This is a genomic window from Rhodococcus sp. 114MFTsu3.1, from assembly GCF_000383555.1.
Classification (GTDB): Bacteria; Actinomycetota; Actinomycetes; order Mycobacteriales; family Mycobacteriaceae; genus Rhodococcoides; species Rhodococcoides fascians_E.
Genome location: NZ_KB911551.1, coordinates 121,681 through 137,967, shown reverse-complemented (window position 1 = coordinate 137,967; position 16,287 = coordinate 121,681). Strand labels below are relative to the sequence as shown.

At 64.9% G+C, this 16,287-nt stretch carries 10 protein-coding genes; 5 read left to right on the top strand and 5 right to left on the bottom strand.

All coding sequences use genetic code 11. The features are described 5' to 3' along the window. The first annotated feature begins 4 nt into the window (after positions 1–4). Genes glgX through treZ form a run of 3 tightly spaced genes read left to right on the top strand, consistent with a single transcriptional unit; the run spans position 5 to position 6,437 of the window. Positions 5–2,263, top strand: a complete 2,259-nt coding sequence (glgX, locus tag H292_RS0115615; protein ID WP_019665892.1) for a glycogen debranching protein GlgX — start codon at positions 5–7, stop codon at positions 2,261–2,263. A 5-nt stretch (positions 2,264–2,268) separates the two neighbouring features. Beyond that, positions 2,269–4,707, top strand: coding sequence for a malto-oligosyltrehalose synthase (gene treY / locus H292_RS0115610; protein WP_019665893.1), 2,439 nt, complete (start codon positions 2,269–2,271; stop codon positions 4,705–4,707). Next, the gene (gene treZ / locus H292_RS0115605; RefSeq protein WP_027498855.1) at positions 4,704–6,437 is read left to right on the top strand and encodes a malto-oligosyltrehalose trehalohydrolase; all 1,734 of its coding nucleotides are present in this window, start codon (positions 4,704–4,706) and stop codon (positions 6,435–6,437) included. The genes treY and treZ overlap by 4 nt, the downstream gene beginning before the upstream one ends. A 77-nt stretch (positions 6,438–6,514) precedes the next feature. Here the strand turns inward: treZ and H292_RS0115600 are convergent, their stop codons facing one another. Beyond that, complete coding sequence (locus tag H292_RS0115600) at positions 6,515–8,038, bottom strand: MFS transporter (protein WP_019665895.1); 1,524 nt, start codon at positions 8,036–8,038, stop codon at positions 6,515–6,517. A gap of 112 nt (positions 8,039–8,150) precedes the next feature. Between H292_RS0115600 and H292_RS0115595 the strand changes: the two genes are divergently transcribed. Next, the gene (locus tag H292_RS0115595; protein WP_019665896.1) at positions 8,151–8,687 is read left to right on the top strand and encodes a TetR/AcrR family transcriptional regulator; all 537 of its coding nucleotides are present in this window, start codon (positions 8,151–8,153) and stop codon (positions 8,685–8,687) included. Here H292_RS0115595 and ilvA read toward each other — a convergent pair. The 3 genes from ilvA to H292_RS0115580 are packed head-to-tail and all read right to left on the bottom strand — an operon-like array spanning position 8,675 to position 12,306. Then, positions 8,675–10,036 (bottom strand): threonine ammonia-lyase IlvA, encoded by a 1,362-nt coding sequence (gene ilvA, locus H292_RS0115590; protein WP_020111988.1) that lies wholly within the window; start codon positions 10,034–10,036, stop codon positions 8,675–8,677. The genes H292_RS0115595 and ilvA overlap by 13 nt on opposite strands. A gap of 43 nt (positions 10,037–10,079) precedes the next feature. Next, a complete protein-coding gene (locus H292_RS0115585; protein WP_020111987.1) occupies positions 10,080–11,855 on the bottom strand; it encodes a pyruvate dehydrogenase in 1,776 nt (591 codons plus the stop codon). A gap of 16 nt (positions 11,856–11,871) precedes the next feature. Further along, positions 11,872–12,306: a nitroreductase family deazaflavin-dependent oxidoreductase gene (locus H292_RS0115580; RefSeq protein ID WP_019665899.1), complete on the bottom strand. Its 435-nt coding sequence runs from the start codon at positions 12,304–12,306 to the stop codon at positions 11,872–11,874. A 139-nt stretch (positions 12,307–12,445) separates the two neighbouring features. On the opposite strand from H292_RS0115580, the gene H292_RS0115575 reads away from it, so the two are divergent. Continuing rightward, positions 12,446–12,688, top strand: coding sequence for a hypothetical protein (locus H292_RS0115575; protein ID WP_019665900.1), 243 nt, complete (start codon positions 12,446–12,448; stop codon positions 12,686–12,688). A 10-nt stretch (positions 12,689–12,698) separates the two neighbouring features. Here the strand turns inward: H292_RS0115575 and dnaE are convergent, their stop codons facing one another. Then, entirely contained in the window at positions 12,699–16,235 is a 3,537-nt protein-coding gene (gene dnaE / locus H292_RS0115570) for a DNA polymerase III subunit alpha (protein ID WP_019665901.1), read from the bottom strand. Positions 16,236–16,287: the final 52 nt, after the last annotated feature.

Sequence of the window (16,287 nt, the reverse complement as noted above, 5' to 3'; positions counted from 1 at the left end):
CTTCATGTCTGTCGAAGCACCCAACGAATCACCCGCGATCGAAGTCTGGCCCGGGTCCGCGTATCCGCTGGGAGCCACCTACGACGGTGTCGGTACCAATTTCGCGCTGTTCTCCGAGGTTGCCGAAGCCGTGGATCTGTGCCTCATCGCCGACGACGGCACCGAGACTCGTATCCGTTTCGAGGAGTCGGACGGCTACGTCTGGCACGCGTACCTTCCGTCGGTGATCCCCGGCCAGAAGTACGGTTACCGAGTACACGGTCCGTGGGATCCGGCGTCGGGTCATCGTTGTGATCCGAGCAAGCTGCTTCTGGACCCGTACGGCAAAGCGTTCGAGGGTGACTTCGACGGTGACCGTTCGCTGTTCTCCTACAGCCTCGACGTTCCCGAGCCCGAGGAGGCCGCGGCTCCGGACGAGAAGCCGTACGAGGACGACGCGGATCTGGCGGATCCGGACCTCGAGGTCGTCGAGCCGGATCCCATCGCGCACGACGAGGCACCACGCGACGATTTTCCGCAGCACGATTCCCTCGGCCACACGATGACCACGGTGGTCATCAATCCGTTCTTCGACTGGCAGAACGACCGCGCACCGCGTCGGCCGTATCACGAGACGGTGATCTACGAGGCGCACGTCAAGGGCATGACGATCACGCACCCCGACGTTCCGGAATCGTTGCGCGGAACCTACGCAGGGCTCGCCCACCCGGCGATCATCGACCACCTGCTGAATCTGGGCATCACCGCGATCGAACTGATGCCCGTGCACCAGTTCATGCAGGATCAGACACTGCTGGACAAGGGACTGCGGAACTACTGGGGATACAACACGTTCGGCTTCCTCGCGCCCCATGCCGACTACTCGTCGAACCCGACGGCGGGCGCGGCCGTGACCGAGTTCAAGGCGATGGTCCGTGCGTTCCACGCGGCCGGTATCGAAGTAATTCTCGATGTGGTCTACAACCACACCGCCGAGGGCAATCACATGGGCCCGACCATCAGCTTCCGGGGAATCGACAACGCTGCGTACTACCGCCTCGTCGACGGCGATTCGGCCCACTACATGGACTACACCGGCACGGGTAACAGTCTCAACGCCCGCCATCCGCACACGTTGCAACTCATCATGGACTCGCTGCGGTACTGGGTCACCGAGATGCACGTCGACGGCTTCCGCTTCGACCTGGCGTCGACGCTGGCTCGTGAACTGCACGACGTGGACCGGCTGAGCGCCTTCTTCGATCTGGTCCAACAGGATCCGGTCGTCAGCCAGGTCAAGCTGATCGCCGAGCCGTGGGACGTCGGCGAGGGCGGCTACCAGGTCGGTAACTTCCCCGGTCTGTGGACGGAGTGGAACGGCAAGTACCGCGACACCGTCCGTGACTACTGGCGCGGCGAGCCCGCCACACTCGGCGAGTTCGCATCACGACTCACCGGATCCTCCGACCTGTACGAGGCCACCGGTCGTCGCCCCGGTGCGAGTATCAACTTCGTGATCGCGCACGACGGGTTCACGTTGCACGACCTGGTGTCCTACAACGAGAAACACAACGACGCCAACGGCGAGGACAACAACGACGGCGAAAGCCACAATCGTTCGTGGAACTGCGGTGTCGAAGGCCCGACCGACGACCCCGAGATACTCGACCTGCGCGCCCGTCAGATCCGCAACATCATGGCGACTCTGCTGCTGAGTCAGGGCACGCCGATGATCGCGCACGGTGACGAACTAGGTCGAACCCAGCAGGGAAACAACAACGTCTACTGCCAGGATTCGGAACTGGCATGGATGGATTGGTCGCTCGCCGAGACCAACGCGGACTTGATCGAGTTCACCAAGAACGCGATCGCGCTGCGCAACGACCATCCGGTGTTCCGTCGCCGCAGGTTCTTCGAGGGCCGGCCGATTCGCACCGGCGAGCAGGCCCGCGACATCGCCTGGTTGACCCCGGCCGGTGAGGAGATGACACCCGAGGACTGGGACAGCGGATTCGGCAAGAGCCTGACCGTCTTCCTGAACGGCGAAGGCATTCCCGAGCCGAATCAGCGAGGCGAGCGCGTCGTCGACGACTCGTTCCTGTTGTGCTTCAACGCCCATCACGAAACCATCGAGTTCCTGACCCCCGACGGCGAGTACGCCAAGGAGTGGACGGTCGCACTGAACACGGCAATCCTCACCGGGGTGAGTGAAAATGTCATAGAAGCGGGTACACCGGTCGAGGTGGCCGCCCGGTCACTCCTCGTTCTACGAAAGACGGACTGACACCAGTGTCCCATCCCCCGCGGCCGATTCCCTCGAGTACGTATCGACTTCAACTGCGAGGGGACGGGTTCACCTTCGCCGACGCCCGCCGGATCGTCGACTACCTCGACGATCTCGGCGTGAGCCATGCATACCTGTCGCCGATCCTCGAAGCCACCGACGGCTCGACCCACGGGTACGACGTCATCGACCCCACCTCGGTGTCCGCACCGCTCGGTGGGCGCGAAGGCTTCGAAGCGCTGGTCGCTGAACTGCATTCGCGTGGCATGGGCGTGATCGTCGACATCGTGCCCAATCACGTGGGCGTCGACGATCCGCGGCAGAACGCGTGGTGGTGGGACGTGCTGTCCAAGGGGAAGGCCTCCGAGTACGCCTCGTACTTCGACATCGACTGGGCGTCGGAGAACGGAGCCGACGGAAAGATTGCGTTGCCCGTCCTCGGATCGGCCGACGACACCGCGGCCCTGACGATCGACCGGTCCGGAGACACGCCGTTGCTCGCGTACTACGAGCACCGATTCCCCATCGCCGCCGGAACCCTCTCCGACGGACCCGGCACCATCCCTGACGGAGTCGGCACCGAGGACGCCGAGGCAGTCCATGCCGCGCAGGCGTATCGCCTCGTCGACTGGAAGTCCGGTCTCGTCGGGTACCGGCGTTTCTTCTCCGTCAACGGCCTCGCCGGTCTTCGGCAGGAGGACTTCGACGTGTTCACCGCGTCGCACGTCCAGGTTGCCAGTTGGATCACCGACGAGCTGGTCGACGGTCTCCGCGTGGACCACCCCGACGGATTGGCCGATCCCGCCGGCTACCTCACCGAGCTCCGCGAACTCATCGGCCCCGATCGTTGGCTGGTGATCGAGAAGATATTGGCGCGCGGCGAGCCACTGGATCCCGCGTTGCCGGTGCATGGAACCACCGGATACGACGCTCTGGCCGATCTCGGCGGTGTCTTCGTCGATCCGTCGGGTGCCGAGGCTCTCACCGAGCTGTCTCGTTCGCGGGGCGGAGCGCCGGGGGACGCGCAGTGGTTGCATGCCGCGGAGCGCGACTTGAAAACTGCTGTCGCCGAGGGCGATCTGGCTCCGGAGGTCAGGCGGCTGGCGCGCGCTGTCGTGCGCGAGTCCGGTTCGGACGCACCGTTCGAGTCGATCACCGCGGCGATCGTGGCCGTGGTGGCCCGGATGCCGTACTACCGGTCGGACTACGGGCCGCTGGCCGGGACGGTCGGCCGAGTCGTCGGCGACGTCGGGGCCGCCGAACCCGCCCTGGTCGACGCACTGGATGCGGTGACCGCTGCGCTGATCGCCGACGGCGAATCGGCGGTGCGGTTCGAGCAGGTGTGCGGTGCGGTCACGGCGAAGGGTGTCGAGGACTGCTTGTTCTACCGCGCCGCTCGGTTGATCTCGCTGCAGGAGGTCGGCGGTGACCCGGCGGAGTTCGGGATCTCCCCCGCTCAGTTCCATCTTGCGAATGCGGAGCGAGCGGCTCGGTGGCCCGCGGCGATGACGACACTGTCCACTCACGACACCAAACGCGGCGAGGACGTGCGGGCCCGAATCGGGGTGCTGTCGCAGACACCGGAACTGTGGTCGCGGTGCATCTCGGATTGGGAGGAGGTCGCCCCGAGTCCGGACGGTGCGACCGGACTGTTCCTGTGGCAGAACCTGTTCGGAGTGTGGCCCGCCGACGGCGTCGTCTCCGCCGAACTACGCGAGCGAATCCACGCGTACGCGGAGAAGGCCATGCGTGAAGCCGGCACCCGTACGGGATGGACCGACGTCGACGAGGCGTTCGAGGCATCGGTGCATTCGTGGCTCGACTCCGTGATGAGCGGTTCGGTCGCCGACTCGGTGACCATGCTGGTCGCACGGCTCGACCCACACGGACGAAGTGACGCACTCGGCCAGAAACTGCTCCATCTGCTCGGACCGGGAGTGCCCGACGTGTACCAGGGCACCGAGCTCTGGGAGGACTCGCTCGTCGACCCGGATAACCGTCGGTTGATCGACTACGACGTTCGACGTCGGCATCTGTCCGCTCCGTCGTCGACGGTGGTGGACTCGTCCGGATCGGCCAAGTTCGCGGTCGTCCGCGAGTCCCTGCACCTGAGGCGTGAACGCCCGGACAGCTTCGTCGGCGGAACGTACGCGCCGGTGTACGCGCAAGGTTCGTCAGCAGCGCACATCGTGGGATTCGCCCGTGGCCCCGTTGCTGCAGCCGCGGACGTGATCGCCGTCGCCACCCGACATTCCCTCGGGCTCGATTCGGGCAGCTGGGGGTCGACGACGATTGCACTGCCGGCGGGCCGGTGGCGAGATCGTTTGACCGACAACGAGTACCACGGCGTAGTCAAGGCCGACACACTGCTGTCGTCCTTGCCCGTTGCTGTGCTCGTGCGTGAGATCACCGTGAGCGATACGTCAGGAGAACGTGACGCATGACCCATCGTTTCGAAGTTTGGGCTCCGACCCCCACCACGGTGCGCGTGGACGTGAACGGCACCGTCCATGCGATGACCAGAGGTGACGGCGGCTGGTGGCACGCCGACGTCGACGCCTCCCCCGATGCCCGGTACGGTTTCGTCCTCGACGACGATCCGGCGGTGATTCCCGATCCTCGGTCGCCGCGGCAGCCGGACGGCGTGCACGCGCCGTCTCAGCTGCACACGCTCGATCCGTCGGGCTGGACGGACTCGTCGTGGACCGGTCGTCAACTGCCGGGTGGGGTGATCTACGAACTGCACATCGGAACGTTCACGTCCGAGGGTACGTTCGACGCGGCGATCGAACGCCTCGACCACCTCGTGGACCTCGGCGTGACGTTCGTCGAGGTCATGCCGGTGAACGGATTCAACGGTACCCACAACTGGGGGTACGACGGTGTGCTCTGGTACACCGTTCACGAGGGATACGGCGGCCCCGACGGTCTGCAGCGCTTCGTCGACGCGTGCCATGCTCGCGGCCTCGCGGTGGTGCTGGACGTGGTGTACAACCACCTCGGTCCGTCCGGCAACTACCTGGAACGGTTCGGCCCGTACATGACGCAGGGCGCCAACACCTGGGGTCAATCCATCAACTACGCGGAAGCTCAGTCCGGTGTGGTGCGTCGGTACGCAATCGACAATGCTCTGCGCTGGTTCTCCGAGTTCCACATCGATGGATTACGGCTCGACGCGGTGCACGCCATCGTCGATCACACCGCCGTCCATCTCCTCGAGGAGTTGGCCGTCGACACCCGTCGGCTCTCGGCGCACCTCGGCCGACCGCTGACGCTGATCGCGGAGAGCGACCTGAACGATCCCACGCTGGTGACCGCGCGTTCCGGCGGCGGGTACGGGCTCGACGCGCAGTGGGACGACGACATCCACCACGCAATCCACGCTGCTGTCTCCGGTGAACGTCAGGGGTACTACGGCGACTTCGGATCGCTGAAGGGGCTCGCGAACACGTTGCGCCAGGGCTTCTTCCACGCCGGCACGTACTCGACGTTTCGGGGTCGAACCCACGGCAGGCCGCTCGACACGCGCCGAGTCCCGGCGAGCTCGTTCGTCACGTACACCACCACGCACGACCAGGTGGGTAACCGAGCCGTCGGTGACCGGCCCGGTTTCTACCTCAGCCCGGGTCAGCTGGCCGTGAAAGCCGCACTGGTTCTCACCTCTCCGTACACACCCATGTTGTTCATGGGCGAGGAATGGGGCGCGTCGACCCCGTTCCAGTTCTTCACCTCGCATCCGGAACCCGAGCTGGGCGAAGCGACGGCCGAGGGCCGCAAATCCGAGTTCGCCGAGCACGGCTGGGACAAAGAAGACATCCCGGATCCGCAGGACCCGGACACGTTCCTCCGGTCCAAGTTGGAGTGGACAGAACTGGGCACCGGAGATCATGCCCGGCTGTTGACCGTCTACCGGGATCTGTTGTCGCTGCGGCGTGCGCGGCCCGAACTCACCGATCCGTGGCTTCCGAATCTGAAGGTCGACTACGACGAGGACCAGCAGTGGATCGTGCTGCACCGTGGATCGCTCGCCGTCGTGTGCAACCTGTCCGATTCCACGGTGACCGTTCCGGTCGGGGGTCGCACCATGCTGTCGTGGGAGGAGCCGACGTCGAACGACACCGGCTCCGCCACACGCGTTCCAGGTCACTCGTTCGCGGTGCTCGAAACGTCCTGAGCAACGCGGCCGAGGCTCGGTTGTCACGTCCGGCGGAGCCGAGCTTGTTTCTACTTCCGGCGGAGCCGAGCTTGTTTCTACTTCCGGCGGAGCCGAAGGACGACGTAGACGGCGGTCGCTGCCATGACGGCGGCCGTCGCCACCGACGCCGTGTGCATGCCCTGAACGAACGCTGCATGCGCCGACTCGGTCAGGGCCGTTCCCAGCTCCGCCGGGAGGTCACGCGCGACTGCAGCCGCGCCGCCGAGTGTCTCTTGGGCGGACGCCGCGCGCTCGGAATCGAGGCCGGAGACGTCGAGCCCTCGGCGGAAGTAGGACATGACCACGGTGCCGAGAACGGCCACGCCCAGCGCGATCCCCAACTCGTATGCCGTTTCCGACACGGCGGACGCCGCACCGGCGCGTTCGGGACGGACGGAACTGACGACGAGGTCCGACGTCAACGTCAGTGCCGTGCCCGCGCCCGCGCCGACGAGAACGAAGCCGATGATGAACAGTGCCGGGCCGCTGTCGACGCGTAGCCCGAACAGCACGGCAGCACCGACAGCAGCAGCGGCAAGTCCTGCGCCGAGCACCGTTGCCGGAGACCAGATACGGACGAGGTACGCGGCCACCAGAGACGTCACGATGCTCGACGCCGTGCCTGGCAGCAGTAGCAAGCCCGCTTCCAGTGGGCTGTTGCCCAGCACGAGCTGAAGATACTGGGCGCCGAAGAAGAGCACGCCTGCCAGCGCGAACACCGACAGGAAGTTCGTGAACACCGCCGTCGAGAAGGCGGGGTTGGAGAACAGCCGTAGGTCGATCATCGGGTCGTCGAGCCGCCTCTGCCGCCGGACGAACAGAACGCCTGCACCGACACCGACCAGTGCCGCGCCGACGTTGACGGCGGATATGCCGTGGGCCGCGGTCTCTTTGACCGCGTAGACCAACGGAACCAGAGCGGCCATCGACAATCCCGAGCTGATCAGGTCGAACGTGCCGGGGTTCGGATCCTTCGATTCCGGTATCACGAGAGGACCGAATGCGATCAACGCGAGCATCACCGGGATGTTGATCAGGAACACCGAGCCCCACCAGAAGTGCTCGAGCAACCATCCGCCGACCAGTGGTCCGGCCGCTGCGCCGCCGCCTGCCATTGCGCCCCACACACCGATCGCCATGACACGTTGGCGGGGATCGGTGAAGATCGTCCTGATCAGACCGAGAGTGGCCGGCATCAAGGTCGCGCCCGAGACACCTTGCAGCACGCGAGCGGCAATCAACATTTCCGGGCTGGTGGCAAATGCCGCGACGACGGACGCGATTCCGAATCCGGCAGCACCGATGAGCAGGAGTTTCCGTCGTCCGATCCGGTCCCCGAGAGTGCCCATCGTGATGAGCAGCCCGGCCAGTACGAACGAGTAGACGTCGATGATCCACAGAAGTTGGTTGCTCGACGGTGACAGATCCGAGCTGATGAACGGTAGCGCCAGGTCCAGGACCGTACCGTCGACCGCGATCAAGAGAACCGCGAACGCCAGTACGACGAGACCGAGCCAGTCTTTCGGCGTCGCCCGCTGGGTCTGCGCCTGCGCGGCGGGTCCGACGCTGATGTCTTTCACTTCGTCACTCCTCGATGCTCTCACCCTCGACTGAACCGTCCAGCCGGTACAGCGACCGAGAGTAGCAGTGAACCGTCCAGCCGGTAAAGCGAAATTGGGTAGGGTGACGCACATGGCATCCGACACACGCGATCGCATTCTCGACGCCCTCGAAGAGATGCTCCTCGATCAAGGAGTCACGAAGGTCACCCTGGAAAGCGTCGCAGCCAAGGCAGACGTCTCCAAAGGCGGCCTTCTCTACCATTTCAAGACCAAGGACACGATGATCGCGGCCATGGTTCGACGCCTCGGCGAGCAGGCCGATCTACAACGTGCGGAGGCCGAGCGAGGCGGTACCACCGTCGCGCGGTGGTACCTGCAACCGCCCGAGGGCATCGCCGAGCACGAGGTGGCGCTGTACAGATCGACCCTCGCCGCCCTCCGCAGCGTCGACGGCAACCCCGGCGAGATCCATCAGGCGGTCATCGACATGATGCGACTGTGGGACGAGAGCCTGCGCACCGAGATACCCGACGAGGTGCACGCCGAGATCGTGCGCCTGGTCGGCGACGGAATCTACCTCGGCGCCCTGCTCGAACTTCCGCCCGTCGACGCCGACCTCCACCGGAAAGTGGTCGAGCGCCTGCTCGGGTCGGATCAGGTCAAGTAGCGATACGCGGGCGAACCCGGCTCGAGCTGCTCCACGGTCAACCCGGAGGCCCGCATCCGTTCGAGAAGCGCACTCAGGCCGCTGGCCACGCCCAGCTCGATGCCGACCAACGCAGCACCCGTCTCCCTGTTGTTCCGCTTCACGTACTCGAACAGAGTGATGTCGTCGTCGGGCCCCAGGACTTCGTCGAGAAAACGGCGCAAGGCACCGGGCTCCTGAGGAAAGTCGACGAGGAAGTAATGCTTCAGACCGAGGTGAACGAGTGACCGTTCGAGGATCTCGCCGTACCGCGAGACGTCGTTGTTGCCGCCCGATATCAGGCAGACGACGGTGCTCCCCGGCTCCACCGCGATCTGTGTCAACGCCGCCACACTGAGCGCCCCCGCCGGCTCGGCGATCACGCCCTCGTTCTGATAGAGCTCGAGCATCGCCGTGCAGATTGCACCCTCGTCGATCTGTGTCATCAGAAATGGGCCCGCGCCCTCATCGCGCGACGGGAACGTCGGCATCGCCACCAGCGGCAACGACGCGTGCGACACGACCTCGGCGCCGAGCGAACGCAGCGCTTCGAACGGGACGTCACCGATCCGGCGCACGGCAGCGCCGTCGACGAACGGGTCGATGTCGGACAACGTCACCGGACCCCCGGCCACCAACGCCGCCGTCATCGACGCCGCACCCGACGGCTCGACGCCGACGAGCGCCGTACCCGGTGCGCGTTCACGCAGATAGGTCGAGATTCCGGCAATGCATCCCCCGCCGCCGACCGGCATGACGACGGTGTCCGGTGCAGAACCCAGTTGCTCGACGATTTCCGCGGCGATCGTGCCCTGCCCGGCCACTGTCCGCTCGTCGTCGAAGGGAGGAACCATGGTCGCTCCGGTGCGCACGACATCCGCGGCGGCCGCTGCCGCGGCGGCGTCGAACGTGTCACCGGTGACGATCAACTCGACGAAATCCCCGCCGTGCACTCGAATGCGGTCCCGCTTCTGCTTGGGCGTGTTGGCGGGCACGTAGATTCGGCCGCGCACCTGCATCGCCCGGCACGCGAACGCGACACCCTGCGCGTGGTTGCCTGCACTCGCCGTCACGACACCGACTGCGAGCTCCTCGGGTGTGAGCTGGGCCATCAGGTTGTAGGCACCGCGGATCTTGTAGGACCGGACGATCTGCTGATCCTCGCGCTTGAGGTAGACGACGGCACCGGTCTCCCGGGACAGCCGCTCGCAGTACTGCAACGGCGTCGTGGCCACGACCTTCGCAATACGCTGCGCAGCGATGTCGATGTCATCCGCAGTCACTGCGAACGAACCGGTGCTGGGCGCGAAGACGTCAGGCGAGTTGGACACCCACCTATGCTGCCACCAGCGGCGGGTGCTCGACCAATCGGGACTAGCCTCGCGGCGAGAACTGAGACGGCAACGGCACGTTCCGGAGATTCGACTTCGCCATCTGCACGGCTTCCCCGACGCCTCCGTTCATCACCATCCTCGACATCGCGAGAGCGAACCCCTTGACCTGTTGGCCGGTGATGGTCGGGGGCAGAGACAACGCGTTCGGGTCGGTGACGATGTCCACCAGGGCGGGGCCGTCGTGTTCGAGCGCAGCGCGAAGGCCTGCTTCCAGATCACCCGGCTCGACGATCCTCTTGGAGAAGATCCCCAGCGCTGCCGCGACCGCTGCGTAGTCGACCGCAGGCACGTCGACGCCGAAGTCCGGGATACCGTCGACGAGCATCTCGAGCTTCACCATGCCGAGCGTCGAGTTGTCGAACACGACGATCTTGACCGGCAACTTGTACATCGCCACCGTCACCAGTTCGCCCAGCAACATCGACAATCCGCCGTCGCCCGACACCGACACGACCTGGCGCGTCGGGAACGCCACCTGCGCACCGATCGCGTGCGGTAGAGCGTTGGCCATCGATCCGTGCAACGCCGAAGAGATGAAGCGCCGCTGACCGTTCGGGTTCAGGTAGCGGGCGGTCCAGACGTTGCACATGCCGGTGTCGGCGGTGAAGATCGCGTCGGCCGCCGCGAGGTCGTCGAGGATGGACGCCGCGTATTCCGGGTGTATGGGAGTGCGTTGCCCCACCGGCTTGGTGTACGCGCCCACGACCTTCGTCATCAGCTTGCGGTGACGCTCGAGCGTACGGTCCAGGAACCCACGGTCGTCCTTGCGCTGCACCAGCGGAAGCAACGCGGCCAACGTGCTCTTCGCGTCGCCGTGCACGGCCAGATCCACGCTGGTTCGGCGTCCGAGGTTCTCGGCGGCGCTGTCGATCTGGGCGGTGCGTACCTCGTCCGGCAGGAACTGGTCGTACGGGAAGTCGGTGCCGATCAGGATCAGCAGATCCGCGTCGTGAATACCGTCGTGAGCGGCCCCGTACCCCAGAAGTCCGGTCATCCCGATGTCGAAGGGGTTGTCGTACTGAACGAACTCCTTACCGCGCAACGAGTGCCCCATCGGAGCACCCACCTTCTCGGCGAGTTCGAGCAACTCGGGCCGCGCGTCCCGGACACCCGCTCCGGCGAAGATCGCGACCGTGTCGGCTTCGTCGATGGCGCTGGCCAGCGCTCGAACATCCTCGTCCGCAGGCACCAGCGCTGGCCTGCCGGTGCGGACGTACGCGGGCGCCGAGCGCGCCGCAGGTTCGTCCGCGATGTCCCCGGGCAACGTCACCACCGCGACGCCCGACCTGCCGACGGCATGCTGCAGCGCCGAGTGGACCACTCGCGGAGCCTGTTCGGGCGTACTGACCAACTCCGCGTACACCGAACACTCCACGAACAACCGGTCCGGATGCGTCTCCTGGAAGAATCCGGAACCGATCTGCACGCTGGGAATGTGCGACGCGATGGCCAGCACCGGCGCGCCCGATCGGTTCGCGTCGTACAAGCCGTTGATGAGGTGCAGGTTGCCCGGCCCGCACGAACCGGCACAGACTGCGAGCTTGCCGGTCAACTGCGCCTCGGCGGCAGCGGCGAAGGCGGCGGCTTCCTCGTGGCGAACGTGAATCCAGTCGATGCCACCCGCCTTCGAACCGCCACTGCGTCGAACCGAGTCGACGATCGGGTTGAGACTGTCGCCGACAATTCCGTAGATGCGTTGGACACCGGCCTCGATCAGTTGGCCGACGATCTGATCGGCGACAGTCTCGGTACTCAATTTCTTCGGGCTCCTTCTATGCTCTCGACAGTACGAACACGGGAATCTCGCGGTCGGTCTTCGTCTGGTAATCCGCGTAATCGGGGTACGCCTGGACGGCGCGTTCCCACCACACGGCCTTCTCCTCCCCCGTCACTTCACGGGCGATGTAGTCGGCACGATCGGTTCCGTCCTGCAACTCCACGAGCGGCTCGGCCTTCACGTTGTAGTACCAGACCGGGTTCTTCGGCGCGCCGCCCAGCGAGGCGACGGCCGCGTACTCCCCGTTGTGCTCGACGCGCATCAGCGGCGTCTTTCTCAGCTTGCCGGACTTGTTGCCGCGCGTCGTCAGCAAGATGACTGGCATTCCGTTCATCGTGGTGCCCTCGGTACCGCCGGACCCTTCGAGCAGTTCGGCCTGCTCGCGTGCCCAATCGGATGTGCTGGGTTCGTACTCTCCTGTCAATGGCATGCACTCGAGTCAACACCTGTACCGCCCGGCGCGCCACCGACCGTGCACACGCACATCGAACAGAGAAGTTCGGTGGACCGAATCCTTCTGTGCGTATACCCTGACGTAGGAGAACAGCACTGCCGAAGGAGTCAGCGTCATGACCTACGCACTTCCCAGCACCACCCCGCGTCGGCGCACTCATGTCGGTACCGTCGACATCGCTGGGACCGCCTGGCCGGTCTACAAGGTCGAGGCGCTCGTGCTCGGAGCCCTCGTGTTTCTCGGCGCTCTGGCATTCACCACGTCGCTGCAGGTGGCAGTACTGACCGGTGCTGCGGCCACCGTCGTTACGTGGTGGACGCTGCTGTTCGCCGAACGCCGCGCGACCGTCCGCCGATAGCGTCCACGCATCAGCCTGCCAAGCAGCCTGGTCCGAGCAGCGCCTTCAAGTCACCCATCAAGGCCGACGTGGGCGTGACCCGCAGACTGTCGTCCAGCTTCATCGCCGTCACCTTGTCCCCACTGACCAGCCGGAGATGCACGTCGGACGTGCCCGGGTGGCTCTTCAGAATCCGCTTCAGTGCTCCGACCTTGTCGGCCGTGCACTGACGGGTCGGGAGGCTGACGGCGAGAGGCTTCGCGACACCGACCGCCGAGAGGTCCGGCACAGCAAGGTCGTTGGCGATCAGGGAGATTCGATCGTCACGTACCGACACGCGCCCCTTGACGAGAACCACCGAATCCTCGGTCACGTCGGCGCCGAACACCGAGTAGGACTGCGGGAAGAACAGAACCTCGATTCCGCCGACGAGGTCCTCGAGTTGAGCCGACGCCCACGTGAGACCGTTCTTGTTGATCCGGCGGTTCACCGACGCGAGGATGCCGCCGATGGTGACCTGCGTACCGTCCTTGACATCGCCTTCGAGAATGGCAGGAATGTTGGTGTCCGACTGGGCCGCGAGCATGTGCTCGACGCCGAGCAGCGGATGGCCGGACACGTACAGGCCGAGCATCTCGCGCTCGAGCGCCAATCGGTGCTTCGATTCCCACTCGTCCTCGGGGACACGAACATTGAACACCGCGGAAATCGACTCGTCGGCGTCCTCTCCGCCGAACAGATCGAACTGTCCGATTGCCTCGGCCTTCTTCGTGCCCATGACCGAATCGATGGCGTCGGCGTGAATGAGCATCAAGCCCTTGCGCGGATGATTCAGCGAATCGAACGCACCCGACTTGATGAGCGACTCGGTGACCTTCTTGCTGCAGGCCGTCGCATCGATCTTGTTCAGGTAGTCCGAGAAGTCGGTGTACTTGCTCTTCTCCTCGCGTGCCCTGATGATCGACGCCACCACGTTGGTGCCGACGTTGCGGACCGCGCCGAGACCGAACCGGATGTCCTTGCCCACGGACGCGAAGTTGAGTTCGGATTCGTTGACGTCCGGGGGTAGGACGGTGATCCCGAGCTTGCGGCAGTCCGCCAGGTAGATGGCGGACTTGTCCTTGTCGTCGGACACGCTGGTGAGCAGACCGGCCATGTATTCGCCGGGGTAGTTGGCCTTGAGATAGCCGGTCCAGTAGGACACCAGACCGTATCCGGCTGCGTGCGACTTGTTGAACGCGTATCCGGCGAACGGAAGAATGGTGTCCCACAGGGCCTTGATCGCGGGCTCGGAGAAGTCGTTGGCCAGCATTCCCTCACGGAATCCTGCGTACGCCTCTTCCAGCACCGACAGTTTCTTCTTACCCATGGCGCGGCGCAGAATGTCGGCCTGTCCGAGCGAATACCCGGCGACCTTCTGCGCGATCTGCATGATCTGCTCCTGGTACACGATGAGGCCGTACGTGTCCTTCAGGATCTCCGCGAGAGGCTCTTCCAACTCCGGGTGGATGGGCTTGACCTCTTGACGACCGTTCTTGCGGTCGGCGTAGTCGTTGTGGGCGTTCATGCCCATCGGTCCCGGCCGATACAGGGCCAGAACGGCGACGATGTCCTCGAAGCCGGTGGGCTGCATTCGTCGCAGAAGATCACGCATCGCGCTGCCGTCGAGCTGGAACACGCCGAGAGTGTCTCCGCGAGCAAGCAATTCGTACGTCGCGGGGTCATCGAGCCCCAGCGTGTCGAGGTCGAGTTCGATCCCGCGGTTGCTCTTGATGTTGTCGATGGCGTCACCGATGACGGTGAGGTTGCGTAGGCCGAGGAAGTCCATCTTGAGCAGGCCGATGGCCTCGCACGAGGGATAGTCCCAACCGGTGATGATCGCGCCGTCCTGCGCGCGCTTCCACACCGGGATCGCGTCGGTCAGCGGCTCCGAGGACATGATGACCGCGCAGGCATGGACGCCGGCATTACGGATCAGCCCTTCCAGGCCACGCGCGGTCTTGTAGATCGTCGCGACATCGGGATTGGAATCGATGAGCGCACGAACCTCGGTCGCTTCCTTGTACCGCTCGTGCGCCGGATCGGTGATGCCAGCGACCGAGATGTCCTTGGCCATGATCGGCGGCGGCAACGCCTTGGTGATCTGATCGGCGATCGCGAATCCGGGCTGCCCGAACTGAACACGAGCCGAGTCCTTGATGGCGGCCTTGGTCTTGATGGTGCCGAACGTGATGACCTGAGCGACGCGGTCGCTTCCCCACTTCTCCGTCGCGTACCGAACCATCTCACCGCGGCGACGATCGTCGAAGTCGATATCGATATCCGGCATCGACACACGTTCGGGATTGAGGAACCGCTCGAACAGCAGACCGTGCGGCAGCGGATCGATGTTGGTGATACCCATCGCGTACGCGACGAGAGAACCCGCGGCCGAGCCTCGGCCGGGACCGACGCGAATACCCACGTCGCGGGCGTGTGCGATGAGGTCACCGACGACGAGGAAGTACGCCGGGAAGCCCATCTCCAGAATCACGCTGATCTCGTACTTGGCACGATCGCGGTATTCCTGGGGCACACCGCCGGGGAACCGCCATTCCAGACCCTTGTCGACCTCTTTGGCCAACCACGTACCCTGCGTCTCGCCTTCCGGCACAGGGAAGATCGGCATCCTGTCACGGTGGGCCCACACATCGTCGTACGGCTGGACGCGCTCGGCGATGAGCAACGTACTGTCGCACGCACCCGGCACCTGATCGTCCCAGAGGGCCCGCATCTCGGCGGCGGATTTGAGGTAGTAACCGTCGCCGTCGAACTTGAAACGGGTGGGATCGCTGAGCGTCTTACCGGTCTGGATGCACAGCAACGCCTCGTGGTTCTCCGCGGCGTCCTTGGTCACGTAATGGCAGTCGTTGGTGGCGAGCGGCGGAATCTGCAGCTTCTTGCCGATCTCGAGCAAACCCTCACGGACCCGACGCTCGATCGACAGACCGTGATCCATGAGCTCGAGGAAGAAGTTCTCCGGACCCCAGATCTCACGCCACTTCGCTGCCGCTTCGAGCGCCTCACGGTCCTGACCGAGACGCAGACGCGTCTGCACCTCACCCGACGGGCACCCCGTCGTCGCGATGATCCCCTCCGCATGCGCGGCGATGATCTCCTCGTCCATCCGGGCCCACTTGCCCAACTGCCCTTCGATGGACGCCAGAGAGGACAGCTTGAACAGGTTGCGCACACCCGTCGCGTTCTCCGCGACCATCGTCATGTGCGTGTACGCGCCGCTACCGGACACATCGTCGGACTTCTGGCTGCGGTCACCCCACAGCACACGCTTCTTGTTGAACCGAGACTCCGGCGCGATGTACGCCTCGATACCGATGATCGGCTTGATGCCGGCCTTCTTCGCCTCGTTGTAGAACTCGCTCGCGCCGTACATGTTGCCGTGGTCGGTCATACCGACCGCCGTCATCTCCAACCGACTCGCCTCTGCGAACAACGGCGCAATCTTGGCCGCTCCGTCGAGCATCGAATACTCGGTGTGGTTGTGCAGATGTACGAACGAGTCAGTCACGAAGATGTCTCCTACTGGGTCGAGCTAGATCGAGCCGGGTCGTACGGGCCGA

Coding starts and splice junctions, on each gene's coding strand:
- H292_RS0115575 (WP_019665900.1), top strand. CDS start 12,446: ATGACCTACGCACTTCCCAGCACCACCCCGCGTCGGCGCACTCATGTC.
- glgX (WP_019665892.1), top strand. CDS start 5: ATGTCTGTCGAAGCACCCAACGAATCACCCGCGATCGAAGTCTGGCCC.
- H292_RS0115580 (WP_019665899.1), bottom strand. CDS start 12,306: ATGCCATTGACAGGAGAGTACGAACCCAGCACATCCGATTGGGCACGC.
- treZ (WP_027498855.1), top strand. CDS start 4,704: ATGACCCATCGTTTCGAAGTTTGGGCTCCGACCCCCACCACGGTGCGC.
- H292_RS0115595 (WP_019665896.1), top strand. CDS start 8,151: ATGGCATCCGACACACGCGATCGCATTCTCGACGCCCTCGAAGAGATG.